This is a genomic window from Clostridium sp. D46t1_190503_E9 (assembly GCF_015555225.1).
Classification (GTDB): domain Bacteria; phylum Bacillota; class Clostridia; order Clostridiales; family Clostridiaceae; genus Clostridium.
Genome location: NZ_JADNKB010000003.1, coordinates 59,064 through 78,088 on the forward strand (window position 1 = coordinate 59,064; position 19,025 = coordinate 78,088).

Sequence of the window (19,025 nt, forward strand, 5' to 3'; positions counted from 1 at the left end):
ATTATAGTCTTTAATTTTTAGCTTTGCTTAACTTAGCAACTTTTCCTTTTATTTTTATTTCTTTATATTTTTTTAATATTAAATTTCCTTTTCCATTTAGAATATCAACAAATGAATGACCATCTTGCACATCTATAATTCCTATATCATCACCTGTTACCTCATTTAAATTACTAAATGCCCCCAATATATCTATATTTCTTATTTTTTTCTTCTTCCCTGCTGTTATATGTATTTTAGTAACTTCGTTATGAATATTCTTCTTAACATTTGTTTTATTACTATAATCATTCTTCTGACTTTCAAAGAATCTTTTTCTTCCTTCTACTATTTCTTCGTATACTGGAAGACTAACCTCTTCTATATTGTAACCTATATATTCTTCAATTTCGGTTAAAAATCTTTTTTCCCCTTTAGACACTAATGATATCGCAAGTCCTTTTTTCTCTCCTCTTCCACTTCTTCCTATTCTATGTACATAACTTTCTTTTTCCATTGGAACTTCATAATTAAATACATTAGTTATATGGTCTATATGAATTCCTCTAGCTGCAACATCAGTTGCTACAAGCACTTTAAATTCCTTATTTTTAAAACTTTCCATAGTTGCTAGTCTATCTTTTTGCTCCATATCTCCATGCAATTCTCTAACACTAATTTTTTCTTTTTTTAATAAAGAACTTAAGTTCCTAACTGAATCCTTAGTATTACAGAAAATTATTGCTGATTCATCTGTAAATGCATAAAGAGATTTTAATAGATATTTAAACTTTTCTTCTCTATCTACAGTTATATAGTTTTCAGATATTTTATCCCTATTAAACACCTTTGACTTTATACTAAGTACAGTTGGATTATTCATATAACTTAAATATAATCCCTCTATTTCCTTTGGAATTGTCGCTGAAAATAAAGCTACATTTTTTGATTTTGGTAATTTATCTAATACATCTGTAATTTGATCTATAAATCCCATATTAAGCATTTTATCAGCTTCGTCTATTACTACAAGGTCTATATCCTGAGTATTTAAGTTTCCCCTTTCTATATGATCTATAACCCTTCCAGGAGTTCCACATACTATATGTACTCTTTGCTTAAGTTCTCTTACTTGCTCATTGAAAGGCTGCTTTCCAAATATAACTGCACACCTAACCTTCTTTAATCTTCCTATATTTGATATATCTTCTTTTACTTGCATTGCAAGCTCTCTTGTTGGAACTAATATTAAAGCTTTTACCTTATTTTCTTCTACATTCACTAGCTCACATATTGGAATTCCAAAACTAGCTGTTTTTCCACTCCCCGTTTGAGATTTCACAACTAAATCCTTTTTATTTAACATATATGGAATAACCTCTTGTTGAACTTCAGATGGTTTTTCAAATCCTAAATTCTTTAGTGCTTTAAGAATTTCTTCACTTAACTTCATATCCTCAAATTTATCTATATTCATTAGAATACCTCTCTTTTTAAAATTCTGTTATTTAAACTAAATTTCTAATAAAACTATTTACTACTATTAAATAGCATTATTTATTTTACCCTATAGCACTAATTTTAACAATGTTAGATATTTTATAAAAAACAGTAGATAGATACCTATCTACTGCTTAATTATTTTAGATAACATTATTATATTATTTTACACAATCGCATTCTACAACTTTTAAAGGTCTCATCATTTCATGATCCTCATGTTCTAGGAAATGACAATGCCATACATAATTGCCTGCATAGCCTTTAAATTGCATTATGATTCTAGTTACTTTTCCAGCCTCTGAATCAACTGTATCTTTAAAGCCTCTTTCATAATCATGAGGCTCTTCTTTTGGTCCAGTATAAATTACTTCACCTGTATTATTATAAGCATCTACATCAAAAGGTCTTCTCCAAAGAATCTTAAACTGTACTAAATGAATGTGAATTGGATGTGGCAAAGCCATTGGATTAATTAAATTCCATATTTCAATACTATCTAGTTCAGGTTTCTCAGTAACAGGATCACTCCAAGTCATATTATCAATCATAAGCATTGGTCTACCATAACTATCAGTCATAGCTCCAAAAGATACTTTTCTTTTTCTTCTTACTAAATCCTTATTTAATGGATGCACTGCTCTAAGGGTACTAGGAACAACACTTGTATCCTCGCCTTGTAATGGCTCTACAACATTAAATCTCATAATCATATTAGTACCTGATATATCTGAATCAGCATCATCATTCATTAATATAATTCTTTCTCCAACATGTTGTGAAAAATCTATTATTATATCAATTCTTTCAGATGGCATTAACTTAAATGATGTTAGGTTGACAGGTTCTTCTAATAATCCTCCATCAGTACCTATTTGAATAAATTCTTCATCATTAGAAAGTCTCATAATATATTGACGTCTATTTGAAGCATTTACTATTCTAAATCTATACTTACGAGGCTCAACATCTAAATACGGCCATACTTTACCATTAACTAATATTGTATCCCCAAAGAATCCAGGTACTATTGATGGAGATACACTAACTGGAAATGGTGGGTCTGCCGGATAAAATAATTCTCCTTCTTCAGTAAATGATTTATCTTGTACTAAAAGAGGAATTTCATATTTACCCTTAGGCAAATTTAATCTTTCCTCTAATAAATCTCTAAGAATATACATACCTGCAAGACCTGCATATACATTTAATCTTGTTTGACCCATAGCATGATCATGGTACCATAGTGTAGTACCTGATTGATAATTTGTATATTTATAAGTTTTTCTAATAAACTCCGGTCCTGTAATTTTAAATCCATTAGTGAACCAAGCTTCTGGATGTCCATCACTACTACTTTCTACCTTTGCTCCATGCAAATGAACTACTGTTTTTGATTCTGGATCATCTACAGTTCCATGCAAGGTTTTATCATAAGGTAAAAAATGTTTATCAGGCAATTTGTTATCCCATAATACATAAGTGGGAATATTTTTAAATGCTTCTATTGTTGGACCAGGATATAATCCATTATATCCCCAAATCTTGGTTGGTGGAAAATATGATGAAAAATAATGCTCTGCTTCTTCCATACTAATATGATATCTTTTTTCATTATCTTTAGAATCATTGTTATCATCATATATAGGTTTTGCCACTTCCATAATTGGCAATTTATCTATAAATTTTGGAATTGTAAACGGATCAGATGGATTAACTATAAAACATATATTATCATTACAACTTTTTACTTCTACTTTATCTTTTGAATTTTCTTCTAGCTCATTTTTCGAAGTATTTATATCTAGTTCACTTGAAACCATACTCTTCACTCCTTAAGCTAAGTTATAATATAATATATTCACCCTTATGTTAAATGTTCTTTTTACAGTTACCTTTTTTTTGTTTTTTTAAATAAACCAACTTCCAAATGCATATCCTACATATATAAATACTGCATTCCATATTGCTATACCAATAGTTGAATAAATAGAAAACCTTATTACATTCATTCTGAACATTCCAGCAACAAAAGGTATTAAAGTTCTTCCTACTGGAATTAATCTAGTTATTAAAACTCCCTTATCCCCATAATTTTCTATGTATAAGCATACCTTATCAATAGATTTACGCGACTTAGGAAACTTATTGTATACCTTAGTTAATATTGGCTTACCAAACCAATAAGATATTCCGAATAAAACATAACTTGCTAATGCCCCTGCTAAAACAGATATTCCTAATGCTACAAAAAAGTTAATTCCTGACTTTGCCACAGCAATTCCTATAGCTGGCATTATTATAGCAGCTCCTAATCCAGGAAAGTTTAAGTATTCTAAAAATATAATTATAAATAAAAATATTAAGCCATATCTTGCAAAATATTCTATTACTATTTGAATATTGTCCATTTCATCTCCACTCCAAGCTATATATGTTGATGACTTTTATTTTACCCCATCTTTCTTAAAATTAAATATTGTTTTTCTTAATTTTTACTTAATTATACTTTTATTTCATTTAGTTCATTAGATATGCTAACAGTAACTTTATTGTATTTTCTAACCCTTCATAGTGTGTTCTTTCCATTCCATGTGATGCATGAACTCCAGGTCCTATAAGTGCCCCTCTTATATCATTTCCACCTCTTAATGCAGCTCCTACATCAGATCCATACATTGGATAAATATCTACTGCATACTTTATATTATTTGCTTTAGCTAATTCTATAAGAGATGTAACCATATTATAATCATAAGGTCCACCAGAGTCCTTAGCACAAATTGATACATCATACTCTGTACAACTTAAATCATCTCCAATACACCCCATATCTACTGCTATCATTTCAGTTATATCATTTGGAATATATGAAGCTCCATGTCCAACTTCCTCATATATAGAAATAAATAACTTTGTTGTGTACTTAGGAGTTATTTTTTCTCTATTAAAGATTTCTAATAATCCCATCAATGCAGCTACACTACCCTTATCATCTATAAATCTTGATTTTATAAAACCACTTTCAGTTATTGTTGTCTTAGGATCTATAAAAATAAAATCTCCAGGACATATTCCAATATCTTCAACATCTTTCTTTGAAAGTACTTTTTCATCAATTCTTACTTCCATATTTTCTGGATCACGCTTTTTTTCCTTACTATCTGGATAAACATGAGCTGCTGGGCTTGTACTTAAAAATGTTCCTGTATATATTCTTCCATCCCTAGTTCTTATCTTACAATATTCACTATCTAAAGTTGGTGGAATTGGACCTCCAAGTAAAGTGAACTTTAGTGTTCCATTATTAGTAATAGATCTAACCATTGCCCCTAATGTATCTACATGAGCTGCAAGTCCTATAACCTTATCATTACTTTTTCCTGGAATTGTTATTATTCCACATCCCTTATTTGTTGTTTCAAACTTATATCCAAAGCTATTAGAAATTTCTTCAATAATCTTAATTATATCGAAACAAAATCCTGTTGGACTATCAAACTCCAATATTCTTTTAGCAGTACTTAATACGTATTCCTTATTAATACTATATTGCATCATTATCACACTCCTCACTTTTTATAGCGCTAAAATCTATCATTTAAATCTTAACGATACAAAGTAAACTATATTCTTTATCAATTTATTTTACTATATTTTCTTATGGTATTTCCATATTTATATAATAATTATACATACTTTCTATTTCTGATATTATCACAAATCTATTTAATATTATTCTTTAATTTATCTATAAAGAGTAATTAACTTATAAAACTCTTATTGTAAATAAATTTATAGCTTAAAACTAATTTATCTTTATAAATTTAATTCTGAATATATTAGAATTAGAAAAGGAATACCTAAACGGTATTCCTCTTATAAATTAAAAGCCATTATTTTCAGATACTTCCTTAATCCATCTTCCTGACTTCTTTATTGATTTTTTTAATGTCTTTAAGTCTAAAGCAATATATCCATATCTATTCTTATATGCATTACTCCAAGACCAACAATCTATAGGTGTCCATGAATGGAATCCAAAACAATTTGAACCTTCTTCTATCCCCTTATGAAGATATTCTAAATGTTCCTTAAAGAAATCTATTCTATAGTAATCTTCAACAATTCCATTTTCATTTATATATATTTCTTCTCCTTCAACACCCATACCATTTTCAGATATATACCATGGAATATTATTATAGTTATCTCTTATATTCATTGCTATATCATACATAGCCTTAGGATATATTTCCCATCCCCTATATGGATTCATTCTCTTATTTGGCATATCATAGTTATCAAAATATTTATCTGGCATCCATCCATTACTTTCATCGAACTCTGACTCTTTAGCCATTACTCTCCTTGGTTGATAGTAATTTACACCTAGAAAATCTATTGTATTTTCTTTTATTATTTTTAATTCTTCTTTAGTGGACTCCCATAATACATTATCTTTAGTTAATATATTAACTAAAATTTCTGGGAATTCTCCTTTCACGGCAGGATCTAAAAATGAATTGTTAAATACGCTATCTGCAATTTTAGCCGCTCTTAAATCCTCTTCACTATTACTTCTTGGATATGCAGGAGTTAAATTTAGTATGATTCCAATTTTCCCTCCATCTTTATCGCATCCTAGTTCTCTATATTTTTTAATTGCTTTAGCAGAAGCTAAGTTTAGATTATATAAAACTTGCATTGCTTTTTTTCCATCTACTAATTTAGGATAATGGAACTGATATAAATATTCCCCTTCAACTACAACTATTGGTTCATTAAAGGTTGTCCAATGTTTTACTCTATCTGAAAATAACTTAAATGCTGTTTCTGCAAATTTAACAAATAAATCAACTACATGCTTTGATTCCCAACCACCATATTTATTGTATAACTCTACAGGTATATCAAAGTGATGAAGATTCATTACTGGAATCATCCCATTCTTTATAGTTTCATCAATTACATCATTATAAAATCTTACTGCATCTTCATCAGGTTCACCAGTTTCTAAATCTTTTATAAGTCTAGTCCATTGAATAGAAGTTCTAAAACTATTTAAGCCGATTTCTTTAAGCATAGCTAAATCTTCTTTATAACTATTATAAAAATTTGATGTTACTGATGGCCCTACTTTATCAAAGAAAGCTTCTGGTTCAACTTCATACCAGTAATCGAATACACTCTTGTGAGGTTTATTGAAATCCCCTTCAGATTGTGGCCCTGATGTTGCAGATCCCCACCAGAAGTTTTCAGGAAAATTATATTTTATTGTCATGATTATTCCTCCTATAAATATCTTAATCGCCTATATTATCTCTTCAAATCTAAATTATTTCACAACACCATTATATATATTATTAAATTATTTGTCTATACTTTTAATATAAACAATTATATCTTTTATTGCTCGATTAATATTGAAATATATAATACCTTTCTGTATAATAAGTATATACTTATTAATGGAGGGGATTTTTCATGGAACTTAATAATGAAACTAATATGGAAGCAATAGCATTTGAATTAATTAGTAATGTAGGTGAGGCAAGATCTTTATTAATGGAAGCTTTAATGCTAGCTAGAGAAGAAAATTTCGATGCAGCAGATGAAAAAGTTAAAGAAGCATCTAAGTTCTTAACTAACGGTCACCATAGCCATTTTGGATTAATACAAAAAGAAGCTGATGGTGAAAACCTACAATTTTCATTAATTTTAATGCATGCCGAAGATCAATTGATGACTACAGAAACATTAAAATTAGTTGTTGAAGAATTGATTTTAACTCATAAAAAATATTCAAAATAATATATAGTAAATAAGGTATAATAAAAAATATTTAATAGATTTATTATACCTTATTTTTTTATAAAAATTTATAAAAAAACAATTAGCAATTAAGAAATTAATCTATATTTGCTAATTGTTTTTTAATTATCTCAAATATTTATTTTTGAAAGGCATCTATAACATCATATGCTTGTTCTAATACAGCCAATCCATCAACTCTACCATAAGTAACAACATCAATTACTGCTACTGGTATTTTACCTTTAACCATTGTTTTAATTTTTGATTCTATAAAGCGTACTTGAGGTCCTAATAAAATAACATCAGCTTTTTCCCAATTAGATTCAGCTTCACTTTGTGATACTGCCCATATATTGCATTGTACATCATTTTCCTCTGCTGCTTTTTTCATCTTTGTAACTAATAAACTTGTTGACATTCCTGCTGAACAAACTAATAATATATTTTCCATATATATCCCTCCAATTATACTTTAATTACTATATCAATTTAATTCTATTTTATTTTCTACTAATTTTCTGCTGCTTCTACTGTTTCTGCTTTTTTCTTAAAACGATTAGATTTTTTATTTTCTGAATTTTTAGCTTCTTTTTCTGCTTTAAGTGCTTGTATATCTAAAACTCTTATAAATGGTACCCATATTAATAATACTACTGCTAATTCAACTAATTGTAAAATACCACCACGAATTGAGTTTGTAGCTAACATACCACTAAAGAATATTGGAACTGTCCAAGGAACAGATACCCCTGTAGTCATAGGAACTAATCCTATTCTCATTGCTAAATATGCTATAACTACTGCTGCCATTGGTGCCAATATCCAAGGAATAAGTATTGCTGGATTCATAACTATTGGTAATCCAAATATAACTGGTTCGTTAACATTAAATATACCTGCTGGTGCTGCTATTTTAGCAACCTGTCTTAATTGTTTACTTCTAGCTATTATAAATATTCCAATTATAACAGCTAAAGTCATACCAGTACCACCTATACCAACTGTATAAGTTTCCATAAATTGCTTAGTTATTATATTAGGTACATCTTTATGAGCTATAAAAGCCTCATAATTTTGTAATGATAAAGTATTCCAAATTGGATCTAAAACTGAATTAACTATAATTTGTCCATGTAATCCAAAGAACCATAAAATTTGTATTGCAAATATAGCAATTATAGTTGCAAATAATCCACTACCTAATGACATTAATGGCATTTGTATTATTTCATATATAAAGTCATGAATATTTCCCCATGGTGTAGCTGTAAATATCATTCTTATTACTAAAAATAATCCTAATACAATAAATGAAGGTATTAAAGCTGCAAATGATTTTGCTACTGTTGGTGGAACACCATCTGGCATCTTTATTGTCCAATTTTTATTAAGTATCCAAACATAAACTCTTGTTGCAAGAAAGGCTGTTAGTATTCCAACAAACATTCCCTTAGCTCCTAATCTTGCTATTGGAATTACATCGTTTACTATTTCGCCAGCTTCAGTTGTAACCATAAGTGGTGTCAATACAAGGAATGCTGCTACAGATATAGCTGCTGGGAATATGGCATCAACATCATAACTCTTAGCCAAATAATACCCTATACCTAATACTACAAATAATGTAGCTATACTCATAGTTGCTGATGGTAATATATTTAGTATATTACCTAGTGCAGTTTTTCCCTCTTCACCAATTAATTTATCTAAGTAAGGTAAATTTACTAAAACAACTGCAAATGACCCTACTATTGTTAGAGGAAAACTTAGCATAAATGCATCACGTAAAACTGTCAAGATACGGCTTGTACTAAGTTTGCCTGCAAAAGGTAACATGTACTTCTCAATAAATTCATTAAATTTTGACATACAATCTCATCTCCCTAAAATTTATAATTACTTTATGAAATCTATTACAATACTTATTATACATAAAGATATATCTTTTGTAAAGTAAAAGTATATCCTTTTACAAAAATATTTTTATACTTTTTTTCTTGATAAGTTTTAAAATCAAAAAAAGTGCAATCTGCAAACTACGATTACACTTTAAATTCAACTATTTTATTTACTTTCTATCTAACGCTTATACTTTTAAATTCAAATTTATCATTTCTATGACGTGATTTTGAATATTCAAAAGGTTGTCCGTTATCTAGAAATGCAATTTGTTCAACTTCTAATAATGGTGTATATTTACTTGCTTCTAAATATTTTTGTTCAAGTTCTGTTGGCAATAAAGCCCTTATAGTTCTATGGGCACTCTTTATTTTTAACTTAAGTTCTTTTTCTATGTATTCATATATCGACTTTTCTAAAATTCCCATTTTAAGTCCAATTATTATATCTATTGGCATATATGTATATTCAATAACATAAGGTTCATTATCTGCATATCTTACACGACAAATGTAGTATACGAAATCAGATTGATTTACTTTTAACTTTTTTGCTATTTCTTCTGATGGATTTACAACTTTAAACTCAAGTACTTTAGAAGTAACTTTTTTACATAAAGATGTATTAGTAAATCCTGCAAATTGCCTTGATTTACTTATTTCGTTTACATTTTCATTATCAACACTTTTTACAAATGTTCCTGCACCTCTTCTTTTAATAACCAATCCACTCATAACAAGTTTATCTACAGCCTTCTTTACAGTTATTCTACTTACATTATAATATTCACACATTTCTTTTTCTAAAGGCAATTGTTCATTTTCTTTATACTTACCACTTAATATCTTATCTTGTAAATCTAATGCTATTTGCTCATACTTTAGCATGTTAATATTTCACCTCATATAATATTTTAATAATATTATAACATTTACATAATAAAATATTAATTAATTTATTATAAACATAGATTTCTATTTTATAAATTTATATAAAATTTTAATAAAGGCTTAATAATAATATAGAACCTAGTGATATTAAAAATATTTTATACCTTCATACCTTATAATAAAATAAATAAAAGAACTTCTCTATAACAATTAAGTTAAGAAAAGTTCCTTTTATTAATATCTATTTATTTAATAATTCAAGAATATCTAGTATTTCCTTTGCAATTTCTCTTTCTTCTCCTTTATAAGGATATGAATGTATATGAATAGCAGGATTAAAGTTAAGTTCAATTATTGCATAACTTGAATTTTCATCATTATAATCTTCTATCATCATATCAACACCACAGATATTAGCACCAACTGACTTTGCTGATTCTACAGCTATATCTTTAAACTTTTTAGGTATTAAATCTGTATAATCTATACTATCTCCACCTGTACTAATATTAGAGTTTTCTCTTAGATAGACAATTTCATATTCATTAGGAATATAATCAAAGTCCTTACCTTCTTGTTTTAAAAATAACTTAGCATGATCATCTAAATTTATTTTTTCTAACGGAGTTTTATAGCCCTTTCCTCTTAAGGAACTTTTATTTTTTTCTTCAACAAGTTCTTTAATTGTACTAATGCCATTTCCAATAACATTTGCTGGCACTCTATGAAGAATTCCAGGCACTTTATCTCCTATTACTAAAAATCTATACTCTTTTCCTTTAATAAACTCTTCTACTAAAACTGTATTGTCATTTGCAAAAGCAATTTCAAAAGCCTCTTTAAGATCATCTTCCTTAGCTCCATCTTTAAATATTGATATACCAATTCCAAAGTTAGTTGACTTTGGCTTTACTACTATAGGTTTATCAATAAATTTATTAATATTTTCAAAAGCCTTTTCTAAGGAAAAGAACTCAAACCCACTCGGAACTTTTATATTATTTTTATTTAAAATTTCCTTTGTAACAACTTTATTTTCCATCATTAAAACTGTTATATAGCTGTCTTTAGAAGTTTTAGTTGCTTGCTTTACATATTCAATATGGTCGCCTTTCTTTAATGAAATAAAGTTTTCACTTCTATCTATTACATCAACTTTAATTCCTCTTTTCATAGCTTCCTTCATTAATATTTGAGTTGAAAGCTCTAAATCTTCAAATCCTTCTAACTTAAATCTATTTTTATAAGCATCTTCACGATATGTTTTAGCTAGTTTTAAATGACTTTCTATAAATCCTTCTTCTTTTACCATTTCAGAAATTCTATAAGCATAAGTTAATTTAGGATTTAATATCTTTTCCATCATATTATTTATTATTTCTTCTTTTCCTAAACATAGCTCATCATTCATATCTTTAATTTCATTTAATATTTGCATAGCCCAATCATTTTTAGATATAGTTTTTCCATCTTTATATAAAGTTACATCCATTTGTCCATACATAGAAATTATATTTTGATTATTTTGAGCTTCTTCTTGCCAATTCTTATAATCACTTTCTTCTTTAATAAGTAAGTATATAGTAAATATATTTATAAAGTTTAAATCATCTAGTGATATACCAGCTTTATTAAATGGATTTATATCTATGCTTCTTATTTCAAGATAATTTATTCCATCATCTAATAATGAATCTAAAAATCTAGTGTTATCTATTGCTTTTAGCCTTATTTGTGTATATAACTCTTTATGACTATCTATAAGTTTATCATCTATAAATCTATATACGCTTGAAACGTAATCCTTAACCGAAGTATATTCTGGATGTAAATCTATAGGATTCTTATATCCGCATTCACTATTTCTATAAGATATGGCTCCATCATTAGTAAAACTATCATTTGATATCTTATTTAAATCTACTACACATTTATCACCAAAAGTCTTATGCATAATAGTAGTTCCACCTAAAAGATATATAAGTAACCATCTGTATCTTAAATAATTTCTAACTACTTTTAAATATATATTATCTCTAAAGTCTCTGTAACTTTCTTCTTTTCCAAGAACTCTATATAAATCTTTTATTAATTCTTCATTAAAAGAAAAATTATAATGTATTCCAGATATTAATTGTTTTTTCCCACCATACTTTTTCAAAAGTTTTTTTCTATAATCACTTGCTCCCTTGCCAGTATCACACTTACCATAATCTGCAACAGGAATTAAATCATCCTCTGGAATATCACATGGCATAGATTGTGGCCAAAGATATTCATCCTTAAGCTCTAATGCTGTAATATCATAAAGAGAATTTAAAAAACTATGAACCTCTTCTAAAGTATTTAAAGTTGGTGTTATAAGTTCAATTTGACTTTCAGAAAAATCAGTAGTTATATACGGATGGCTTATCTTACATTCAAACACTTCTGGATGTTTAGTTAAAGCTAACTCACCATTTTCATTTACTCTTAATGTTTCACGCTCAATTCCAAAATTTCCTCTTAATAATTTATTTTTATATTCAAGTGATTTAATCACATCTAACATCTTGATACTCCTTCCATATCTTAAATTTATAAATCGAATAAGCTGTAGTCCCTTTTAAAATACTTGATATCGATATTCCCCACCAGATTCCACTTACTCCTATATATCTTGTAAGAACTAATGCTAGTGGAATTCTAAGTATAGTAAAAATTATACTTATAAGCGCTGGTATTTTAGGCACTCCAAGCCCTGTAAATACACCGTTAGATATCATTTCTATGCTTGCAAATATTTGTGAAAATCCTATTATTCTTAAATAATCACTTGCAATTACAATAGTATTATTTTCTCTAATAAATATCTTTACTAATACTTCCGGAACAAATATAAATATTACACTTACAAATAAAGCATAAATAATTCCTATTCCTACTGCTGTATTATAACCTTCATTTATTCTATCATACCTTTTAGCTCCATAATTTTGGCCAACAAAACCAGCAATAGCTCCATTTAATCCACCTACAACCATATAAACTATAGATTCTATTTGTAGACCTATTTTTTGAGCTGCTATTGCATCTGAACCAAATCCCCCTATTATTCTAGCTAAAATTATATTTACTAAAGTAAATAATACTCTTTGAAAAGACATAGGAAGTCCTAAAACAGTTATTTCTTTAATCTTACTATAATCTAATCCATTTTTTAAATTAATACTAAATAAACTCCTTGCCTTCACTATAAATAATAAAAACATTATACCATTTGCTATTAAAGTTCCAAGTGCAGCACCTGTAACACCTAACTTTGCTCCGTATATAAATAAAGGATCTAGGATCATATTTATAACTACTCCAATTGCACTTATATTAAGAGCACTTTTGTTAACACCAAAACTATTAAAAATTCTGATAAATAAAGTATTAAAGAAGGAAAAGAAAAGCATTGGCGAACTTATAGCTAAATAAATATACGCTTCTTTCTCAACTATAGTATTACCTAAATTTAAAAACTGTATAAAGTTCTTTCCAAAAAAGATCAATACTAAACAATATATTAAACTAACAATTCCATTTAATATTACTCCATTAGATATATACTCTTCTACTGCTTTATTATCTTTTTTTCCTATAGAATGTGCAACTTTTATTCCTGTCCCTATTACAACAAAAGCATTAATTGAATATCCAAGTCCAATAAAAAAGCTAGAGGATCCTATACTTGCTACTGCATCACTACCAAGTCCCCCTACCCATAACATATCTATTAAGTTATAAGTAAATTGTAATAGAGAACTTCCTATTATAGGTATTGCTAAAGTAATTAATACCTTTAACACATTACCCTTAGTTAAATCAACTTTTTTCATATTTTTCTCCATTTTCAAAGTTATTCACATTTATCCATACACTTTGAACTACATATACATTTTTGATTATCAGTTAAAATACTATTTAAAAATCTCATAACTTCATCACATGATTCTATATCCAAACTATAATACATCCATGTACCTTCTTTTCTGCATTTTACTATCCCACAATCCATCAATACTTTCATATGATGTGATAATGTTGGTTGGGTAAAATGAAAACTTTCTAATATTATACAAGCACATTTTTCTCCTGTAGATAGCATATCTACTATTTTTACTCTATTTATTTCACCTAGTGCTTTAAATATCTTTATATTCTTCTCATAGTTTTTAATCATAACACCCTCCTTACATAGATAGTTGTCTATATATAGTTTATAAAGTATATAGATGATTATCTATATACAACATATTTAAATATAGATTATTATCTATGTTTAGTCAATATATAATCTGTAATATTTTGCGAAACAAAATGGTGAAAGAATGAAAAAATAAAAGAATGAAAAAATTAAGGTGAAAAATACTTAAAGGATTTTTAAAGAAAGTAGTATCACCAAAAGATAAATATCTTCTGCTAATATCCTAAGATAAAAGAAGCACCTTGGCTTCTCAAGGTGCTTTTAAAAATAAAAACATATTTATAGAATTAATTTAAATTAACTATTCTTTATATAAATAACTTTGCCTGATCTATCAATATTTGCTTTTAGCTCATCATCATTTAAATGTGTATAATCTACTATATCAAATAAATATGGTAATGGACCTTGATCTTCTAATAAGGAATGTAATCTTGAAACAGTATCAAAATTAATATTTTCTCCTATAATAGCTAAATTTATATCTGATCCTGACTTGTAATTTCCCTTAGCCCTAGAGCCAAAAATAATTGTTTTTTCAATTTCATTAAATTTACTAAGCTTTTCTCTTATATAATTTAAATCAAATTCTTTTAATCAAAACTCCATAATTATTCCTCTAACTTTTCTAATAATTCTTTTATTATAGGATAATATGCTGATTTTATTAATTCTTCTGCTTGCTTAGCAACTTCTTCATCATAAGTATGTGCCATTAAATTTCTTTTTTCTAATGCATCAATCCATATATGTCCTTCTATAATTAACTGTGTTTTAAAAGCTATTTGAATTGTTGATCGTGGACTTTTGACTTCATATCCTTCAAATTCTAGATAATCCTTCATTGTTTTCCATGCTAATTCAAAAGTATATTAAAAACATTGAATTAATCCTTGTACTTCAAATTTATTAAGGTCACCTTTTTCTATAAACTCGCTTAATTGAGCTGCTGCCTTTTTAAAATTTGAAAATCTTTGTTTCCAGCCTATATCTTGATTCATATTTAACACCTACTTCCTTATGACTTTATTTTAAACTTCTTAATTTTTCTATCTCTTCTTTTTGCTCTTTTATTACTCTTAAATATTCTTCTTCTTTATTAAACCATTCTTTGCTTAAATCATTTATTAAAGAAGCCATTTCATCAGCACTACCTACAATTCTGTTAAATAAAAGAAGATTTGACTTTAGTATTTCTGGTATTTCTACATGAGAATATCTAAGTCTATGATCTATTTCACCATAACCTTCTTCAAATATTGTTCTAACTTGAATTTCAGCTATAACTTTTTCGTTAGTTGGATAAAATTCTACTAAGTAGTGAACTGATCTATATCCTGATATTCTTGATCTAACCTCAATATCTAGTTCTTCAAACTTTTTAGTATTGTCTCCTTCTCTAACATTTGCAGTAACCTCTATAACCTTCCAAGTCTTAGTGATAAATTCATGAATATCCTGCCACTGATCTTTAAATATATGTATAACTCTAATTCCAATTAAATCATTTATTTCATTTTTATAATTATCTAAAGTAAATTGAAAGTCTTCGCCATATTTTAATTTTCTATCTTCAGTTTTTCTTATGATTTTTTCAATTAATCTATCTGGATCTTTTATCCTTGATTTAACTGAATGAATCATTGGCTGAGAACGTAAAATATTAGATATAAAGTCTGCTTGATTCTCATAAGAAACTTCATAATCTACGAAATCATTATAAATATCTTTTAAAACTTCGATGTCTATATTATTTTCTTTTATTATCTCTTCTACCTGTGGATATTTTAATATGAATTCATCTATCCTAAAACTCTTTTTCATTTCCTTATTCCCCTTTGGCTATAGGATTATTATAGTAGTTTAATTTTATCTACCTTTTCTACTATTACTCTTGCTATTTCTTGACTTTGATCCCTTACCTTTAAAATCCCCAAATTTTTCTTTTGCCGCACCTTTGTTATTTGTAGACTTTGAATTTGATTTACTATTCATTTTTGAAGATGACTTTGAAGAAGATTTTGACTTAGAGCCTTGTTTACCTCTATTAGAACTTCCCCTTGCTATTGCTTCTTCCTTTTTCATCTTAGCCATATATCTATCAGCTTTTGATTTTATTAAGCATTTAGGACCATTTCCTATTAAGTCTTCTCTTCCTGCTTTAACTAAAGCATCATGAACTAAGTTATAGTTCTTAGGATTTTTAAATTGAAGAAGTGCTCTTTGCATAGCTTTTTCTTCTCTTGTCTTTGGAATATAAACCTCTACACCAGTTATAGGATCTACTCCTGTATAGAACATAGCAGTTGATAATGTTCCTGGTGTTGGATAGAAATCTTGAACTTGCTCTGGCTGATATTTTGTATCTCTTAAATATTCAGCTAATTCTATAGCTTCATTTAATCCACTACCTGGATGACTTGACATTAGGTATGGAATTAAATATTGTTCTTTACCTAATTGCTTATTAATCTTAAAGAACTTTTCTCTAAATCTATCATAAGTATCACCGGAAGGCTTACCCATATATTTTAAAGTATTAGCTGCAACGTGTTCTGGAGCAACTTTTAATTGTCCACTAACATGGTGTTCAACAAGTTCTCTAAAGAAAGTATCATCTTTATCTGCCATTATGTAGTCATATCTTAATCCTGAACGAACAAATGCCTTCTTTACTTTAGGAAGTTTTCTTATCTTTCTAAGTAATCCTAAGAATTCACTATGATCTACTATTAAGTTTTTACATGGCTTTGGAGTTAAACATTGTTTACTCTTACATGCACCTATAGTAAGCTGTGTTTTACAAGCTGGCTTTCTAAAGTTTGCAGTTGGGCCTCCAACATCATGTATATATCCTTTAAAATCTTTAAGATTAGTTATTTCAACAGCTTCATCTAATATAGACGCTTCACTTCTACTTTGAACAGCTCTTCCTTGATGGAAAGTAATTGCACAAAATGAACAGTTACCAAAACATCCTCTTGAGCTTACTATACTAAACTTAACTTCTTCTAAAGCTGCAATTCCGCCAAATTCATCATATATAGGATGACATTCTTTAGTGTATGGAAGTGCATAAACTTTGTCTAATTCTTCTCTTGTAAGAGGCATTTCTGGAGTATTACAAACTACATATCTATCTCCATGCTTTTGTACAAGTACTTTCCCTCTTACAGGATCTTGTTCTTCATATTGTATTTTAAAAGCCTCTGCATATTTCATTTTATCTTTTGTAACTTCTTCTCTTGAAGGTAATAACTTATAATCACCATAAATTTCATCTAATGAATCTATAGTATATGTAGTTCCATTTATATGCCTTATGTATTTTGCTTCAAATCCATCATTTAAAGCATTTGCAACTTCTACAATTTGCTTTTCACTCATTCCATATGTTATAAGATCTGCTCCACTATCTATAAGTATTGAATTTCTTACATTATTATCCCAATAATCATAGTGAGCTAGTCTTCTTAAACTTGCTTCAAGTCCACCTATAACAATATTTATATTTTTATAAGCTTCTCTTATTTTATTACAATAAACTATTGTAGCTCTATCTGGTCTTGCTCCCATTTTCCCACCAGGAGTATAAAGATCTTTTTCCCTTCTTCTCTTGCTTACAGTATAATGGTTAACCATAGGATCCATATTCCCACCATTAACTAGGAAAGCAAGCCTTGGTCTTCCAAGCTTCATAAAATCGTCTGTACTATGCCAATCTGGCTGTGGGATTATACCAACTTTATATCCTGCATCTTCTAATACTCTTGAAATAATTGCTGTTCCAAAACTATGATGATCTATATAGGCATCCCCTGTTACTATAATGAAATCACATTGTTCCCATCCACGTTCTTGCATATCTTCTTTACTGATTGGTAAAAATCTGTTATTTGACATTTAAACACCCACTTTTTTAAAATTGACAATTGATACTTGAAATCTTCGTATTAATCCCCTACATATCAATATTAACGTTACGTCTAATGATTATAACATTTTAAATCAATTAAATCATTTATTTTTTGTAAATTGGAATTAAAATTAATGATATGTATTAACTTTCCGATTTTTATATAATTTCTAACATAATTCTAAATTTAAGATATATAAGATGACTAAATTTTTATAACTCACTTCACTGGCTCAATCAAAATTCTTAATGCTATATTACTATCTTAAATAATGGTTATATCTTCTAATTATAATAAAGTACATAATTTAATATATATCATTACTTAAGTTAATTTTTTATTTAAAAATTTTAAAACTTATCGCTTTTTGCATATTTAAATAATAGATAAAAAAACTACTTAATAAGCCCTCAAAAGCAGTAAATTCAATACTTTAAAAGGATATAACAAAACGTGATACCCTTTAGAAATCAAAATATGGATAATATTAAATTTATTTCTTCTTACCTTAATGAACTAATAATTTTTATTAATCTCCTAATACTATAAAGGTAATATTATTTTAGGAGGGAAAATTTATGAAAAATGATAACAAAAGAACTCATTCAAAAGAAAATGTACTAAGAAATGGGACAAAAACTCAAAATCAACAAGCAAATAGTTCATATAATTTTACAGTTGAAGAACCTGCTCTTAATGAAAGTGGAGTTGAAGCAAAGAAAAGAGGATTTTAGGTGCTATCGCACAATTAAGAATTAAAAATGTATAATTGATAATTCATGTGAAAATAAC

The 19,025-nt window shown here is 27.8% G+C and carries 16 protein-coding genes and 1 pseudogene; 2 read left to right on the top strand and 15 right to left on the bottom strand.

Annotated features, from left to right (window positions below; all coding sequences use genetic code 11):
* Positions 1-10: 10 nt before the first annotated feature.
* The 5 genes from I2E83_RS04020 to I2E83_RS04040 all read right to left on the bottom strand — a co-directional run bounded on the left by I2E83_RS04020 (position 11) and on the right by I2E83_RS04040 (position 6,763).
* Positions 11-1,456 carry a DEAD/DEAH box helicase gene (locus I2E83_RS04020; RefSeq protein WP_195428673.1) on the bottom strand — a complete coding sequence of 482 codons (1,446 nt, stop codon included), beginning with the start codon at positions 1,454-1,456 and terminating at the stop codon, positions 11-13.
* Positions 1,457-1,640: 184 nt separating this feature from the next.
* Positions 1,641-3,302, bottom strand: a complete 1,662-nt coding sequence (locus I2E83_RS04025) for a multicopper oxidase (protein WP_243249548.1) — start codon at positions 3,300-3,302, stop codon at positions 1,641-1,643.
* 87 nt (positions 3,303-3,389) lie between these two features.
* On the bottom strand, positions 3,390-3,890 hold the full coding sequence (locus I2E83_RS04030; RefSeq protein ID WP_195262486.1) for a DedA family protein: 501 nt from the start codon (positions 3,888-3,890) through the stop codon (positions 3,390-3,392).
* A 109-nt stretch (positions 3,891-3,999) separates the two neighbouring features.
* Complete coding sequence (locus I2E83_RS04035; RefSeq protein WP_195262778.1) at positions 4,000-5,037, bottom strand: M42 family metallopeptidase; 1,038 nt, start codon at positions 5,035-5,037, stop codon at positions 4,000-4,002.
* Positions 5,038-5,365: 328 nt separating this feature from the next.
* A complete protein-coding gene (locus I2E83_RS04040; RefSeq protein ID WP_195428675.1) occupies positions 5,366-6,763 on the bottom strand; it encodes a glycoside hydrolase family 1 protein in 1,398 nt (465 codons plus the stop codon).
* Positions 6,764-6,966: 203 nt separating this feature from the next.
* Between I2E83_RS04040 and I2E83_RS04045 the strand changes: the two genes are divergently transcribed.
* Positions 6,967-7,293 (top strand): PTS lactose/cellobiose transporter subunit IIA, encoded by a 327-nt coding sequence (locus tag I2E83_RS04045; RefSeq protein WP_243241901.1) that lies wholly within the window; start codon positions 6,967-6,969, stop codon positions 7,291-7,293.
* A gap of 139 nt (positions 7,294-7,432) precedes the next feature.
* On the opposite strand, the gene I2E83_RS04050 is transcribed toward I2E83_RS04045, so the two are convergent.
* From I2E83_RS04050 to I2E83_RS04095, 10 genes and pseudogenes are all read right to left on the bottom strand, one after another.
* On the bottom strand, positions 7,433-7,747 hold the full coding sequence (locus I2E83_RS04050; RefSeq protein WP_195262488.1) for a PTS sugar transporter subunit IIB: 315 nt from the start codon (positions 7,745-7,747) through the stop codon (positions 7,433-7,435).
* 59 nt (positions 7,748-7,806) lie between these two features.
* Positions 7,807-9,165, bottom strand: coding sequence for a PTS cellobiose transporter subunit IIC (gene celB / locus I2E83_RS04055; protein WP_195262489.1), 1,359 nt, complete (start codon positions 9,163-9,165; stop codon positions 7,807-7,809).
* 206 nt (positions 9,166-9,371) lie between these two features.
* Positions 9,372-10,082 (bottom strand): GntR family transcriptional regulator, encoded by a 711-nt coding sequence (locus I2E83_RS04060; RefSeq protein WP_195428676.1) that lies wholly within the window; start codon positions 10,080-10,082, stop codon positions 9,372-9,374.
* A gap of 244 nt (positions 10,083-10,326) precedes the next feature.
* The gene (gshAB, locus tag I2E83_RS04065; RefSeq protein ID WP_195428678.1) at positions 10,327-12,636 is read right to left on the bottom strand and encodes a bifunctional glutamate--cysteine ligase GshA/glutathione synthetase GshB; all 2,310 of its coding nucleotides are present in this window, start codon (positions 12,634-12,636) and stop codon (positions 10,327-10,329) included.
* Positions 12,620-13,948: an MATE family efflux transporter gene (locus tag I2E83_RS04070; RefSeq protein ID WP_195262492.1), complete on the bottom strand. Its 1,329-nt coding sequence runs from the start codon at positions 13,946-13,948 to the stop codon at positions 12,620-12,622. Before I2E83_RS04070 ends, gshAB begins: the two co-directional genes overlap by 17 nt.
* Positions 13,949-13,968: 20 nt before the next feature.
* Positions 13,969-14,292 carry a metalloregulator ArsR/SmtB family transcription factor gene (locus I2E83_RS04075; protein WP_195428680.1) on the bottom strand — a complete coding sequence of 108 codons (324 nt, stop codon included), beginning with the start codon at positions 14,290-14,292 and terminating at the stop codon, positions 13,969-13,971.
* A gap of 635 nt (positions 14,293-14,927) precedes the next feature.
* A pseudogene (locus tag I2E83_RS17965) lies at positions 14,928-15,176 on the bottom strand (HI0074 family nucleotidyltransferase substrate-binding subunit); the annotation flags it as partial.
* Between the two features lie 12 nt (positions 15,177-15,188).
* A complete protein-coding gene (locus I2E83_RS18140) occupies positions 15,189-15,317 on the bottom strand; it encodes a hypothetical protein (RefSeq protein WP_279325321.1) in 129 nt (42 codons plus the stop codon).
* 25 nt (positions 15,318-15,342) lie between these two features.
* Complete coding sequence (locus I2E83_RS04090; RefSeq protein ID WP_195428682.1) at positions 15,343-16,140, bottom strand: RelA/SpoT domain-containing protein; 798 nt, start codon at positions 16,138-16,140, stop codon at positions 15,343-15,345.
* Positions 16,141-16,185: 45 nt separating this feature from the next.
* Entirely contained in the window at positions 16,186-18,219 is a 2,034-nt protein-coding gene (locus I2E83_RS04095; protein WP_142691122.1) for a YgiQ family radical SAM protein, read from the bottom strand.
* Between the two features lie 592 nt (positions 18,220-18,811).
* Between I2E83_RS04095 and I2E83_RS04100 the strand changes: the two genes are divergently transcribed.
* Complete coding sequence (locus I2E83_RS04100; protein ID WP_008677115.1) at positions 18,812-18,967, top strand: hypothetical protein; 156 nt, start codon at positions 18,812-18,814, stop codon at positions 18,965-18,967.
* Positions 18,968-19,025 lie beyond the last annotated feature (58 nt).

Bases quoted from the DNA above. Each gene is read 5' to 3' on its own strand.
- I2E83_RS04020 (WP_195428673.1), bottom strand. From the start codon at position 1,456: ATGAATATAGATAAATTTGAGGATATGAAGTTAAGTGAAGAAATTCTT.
- I2E83_RS04025 (WP_243249548.1), bottom strand. From the start codon at position 3,302: ATGGTTTCAAGTGAACTAGATATAAATACTTCGAAAAATGAGCTAGAA.
- I2E83_RS04030 (WP_195262486.1), bottom strand. From the start codon at position 3,890: ATGGACAATATTCAAATAGTAATAGAATATTTTGCAAGATATGGCTTA.
- I2E83_RS04035 (WP_195262778.1), bottom strand. From the start codon at position 5,037: ATGCAATATAGTATTAATAAGGAATACGTATTAAGTACTGCTAAAAGA.
- I2E83_RS04040 (WP_195428675.1), bottom strand. From the start codon at position 6,763: ATGACAATAAAATATAATTTTCCTGAAAACTTCTGGTGGGGATCTGCA.
- I2E83_RS04045 (WP_243241901.1), top strand. From the start codon at position 6,967: ATGGAACTTAATAATGAAACTAATATGGAAGCAATAGCATTTGAATTA.
- I2E83_RS04050 (WP_195262488.1), bottom strand. From the start codon at position 7,747: ATGGAAAATATATTATTAGTTTGTTCAGCAGGAATGTCAACAAGTTTA.
- celB (WP_195262489.1), bottom strand. From the start codon at position 9,165: ATGTCAAAATTTAATGAATTTATTGAGAAGTACATGTTACCTTTTGCA.
- I2E83_RS04060 (WP_195428676.1), bottom strand. From the start codon at position 10,082: ATGCTAAAGTATGAGCAAATAGCATTAGATTTACAAGATAAGATATTA.
- gshAB (WP_195428678.1), bottom strand. From the start codon at position 12,636: ATGTTAGATGTGATTAAATCACTTGAATATAAAAATAAATTATTAAGA.
- I2E83_RS04070 (WP_195262492.1), bottom strand. From the start codon at position 13,948: ATGAAAAAAGTTGATTTAACTAAGGGTAATGTGTTAAAGGTATTAATT.
- I2E83_RS04075 (WP_195428680.1), bottom strand. From the start codon at position 14,292: ATGATTAAAAACTATGAGAAGAATATAAAGATATTTAAAGCACTAGGT.
- I2E83_RS18140 (WP_279325321.1), bottom strand. From the start codon at position 15,317: ATGAATCAAGATATAGGCTGGAAACAAAGATTTTCAAATTTTAAAAAG.
- I2E83_RS04090 (WP_195428682.1), bottom strand. From the start codon at position 16,140: ATGAAAAAGAGTTTTAGGATAGATGAATTCATATTAAAATATCCACAG.
- I2E83_RS04095 (WP_142691122.1), bottom strand. From the start codon at position 18,219: ATGTCAAATAACAGATTTTTACCAATCAGTAAAGAAGATATGCAAGAA.
- I2E83_RS04100 (WP_008677115.1), top strand. From the start codon at position 18,812: ATGAAAAATGATAACAAAAGAACTCATTCAAAAGAAAATGTACTAAGA.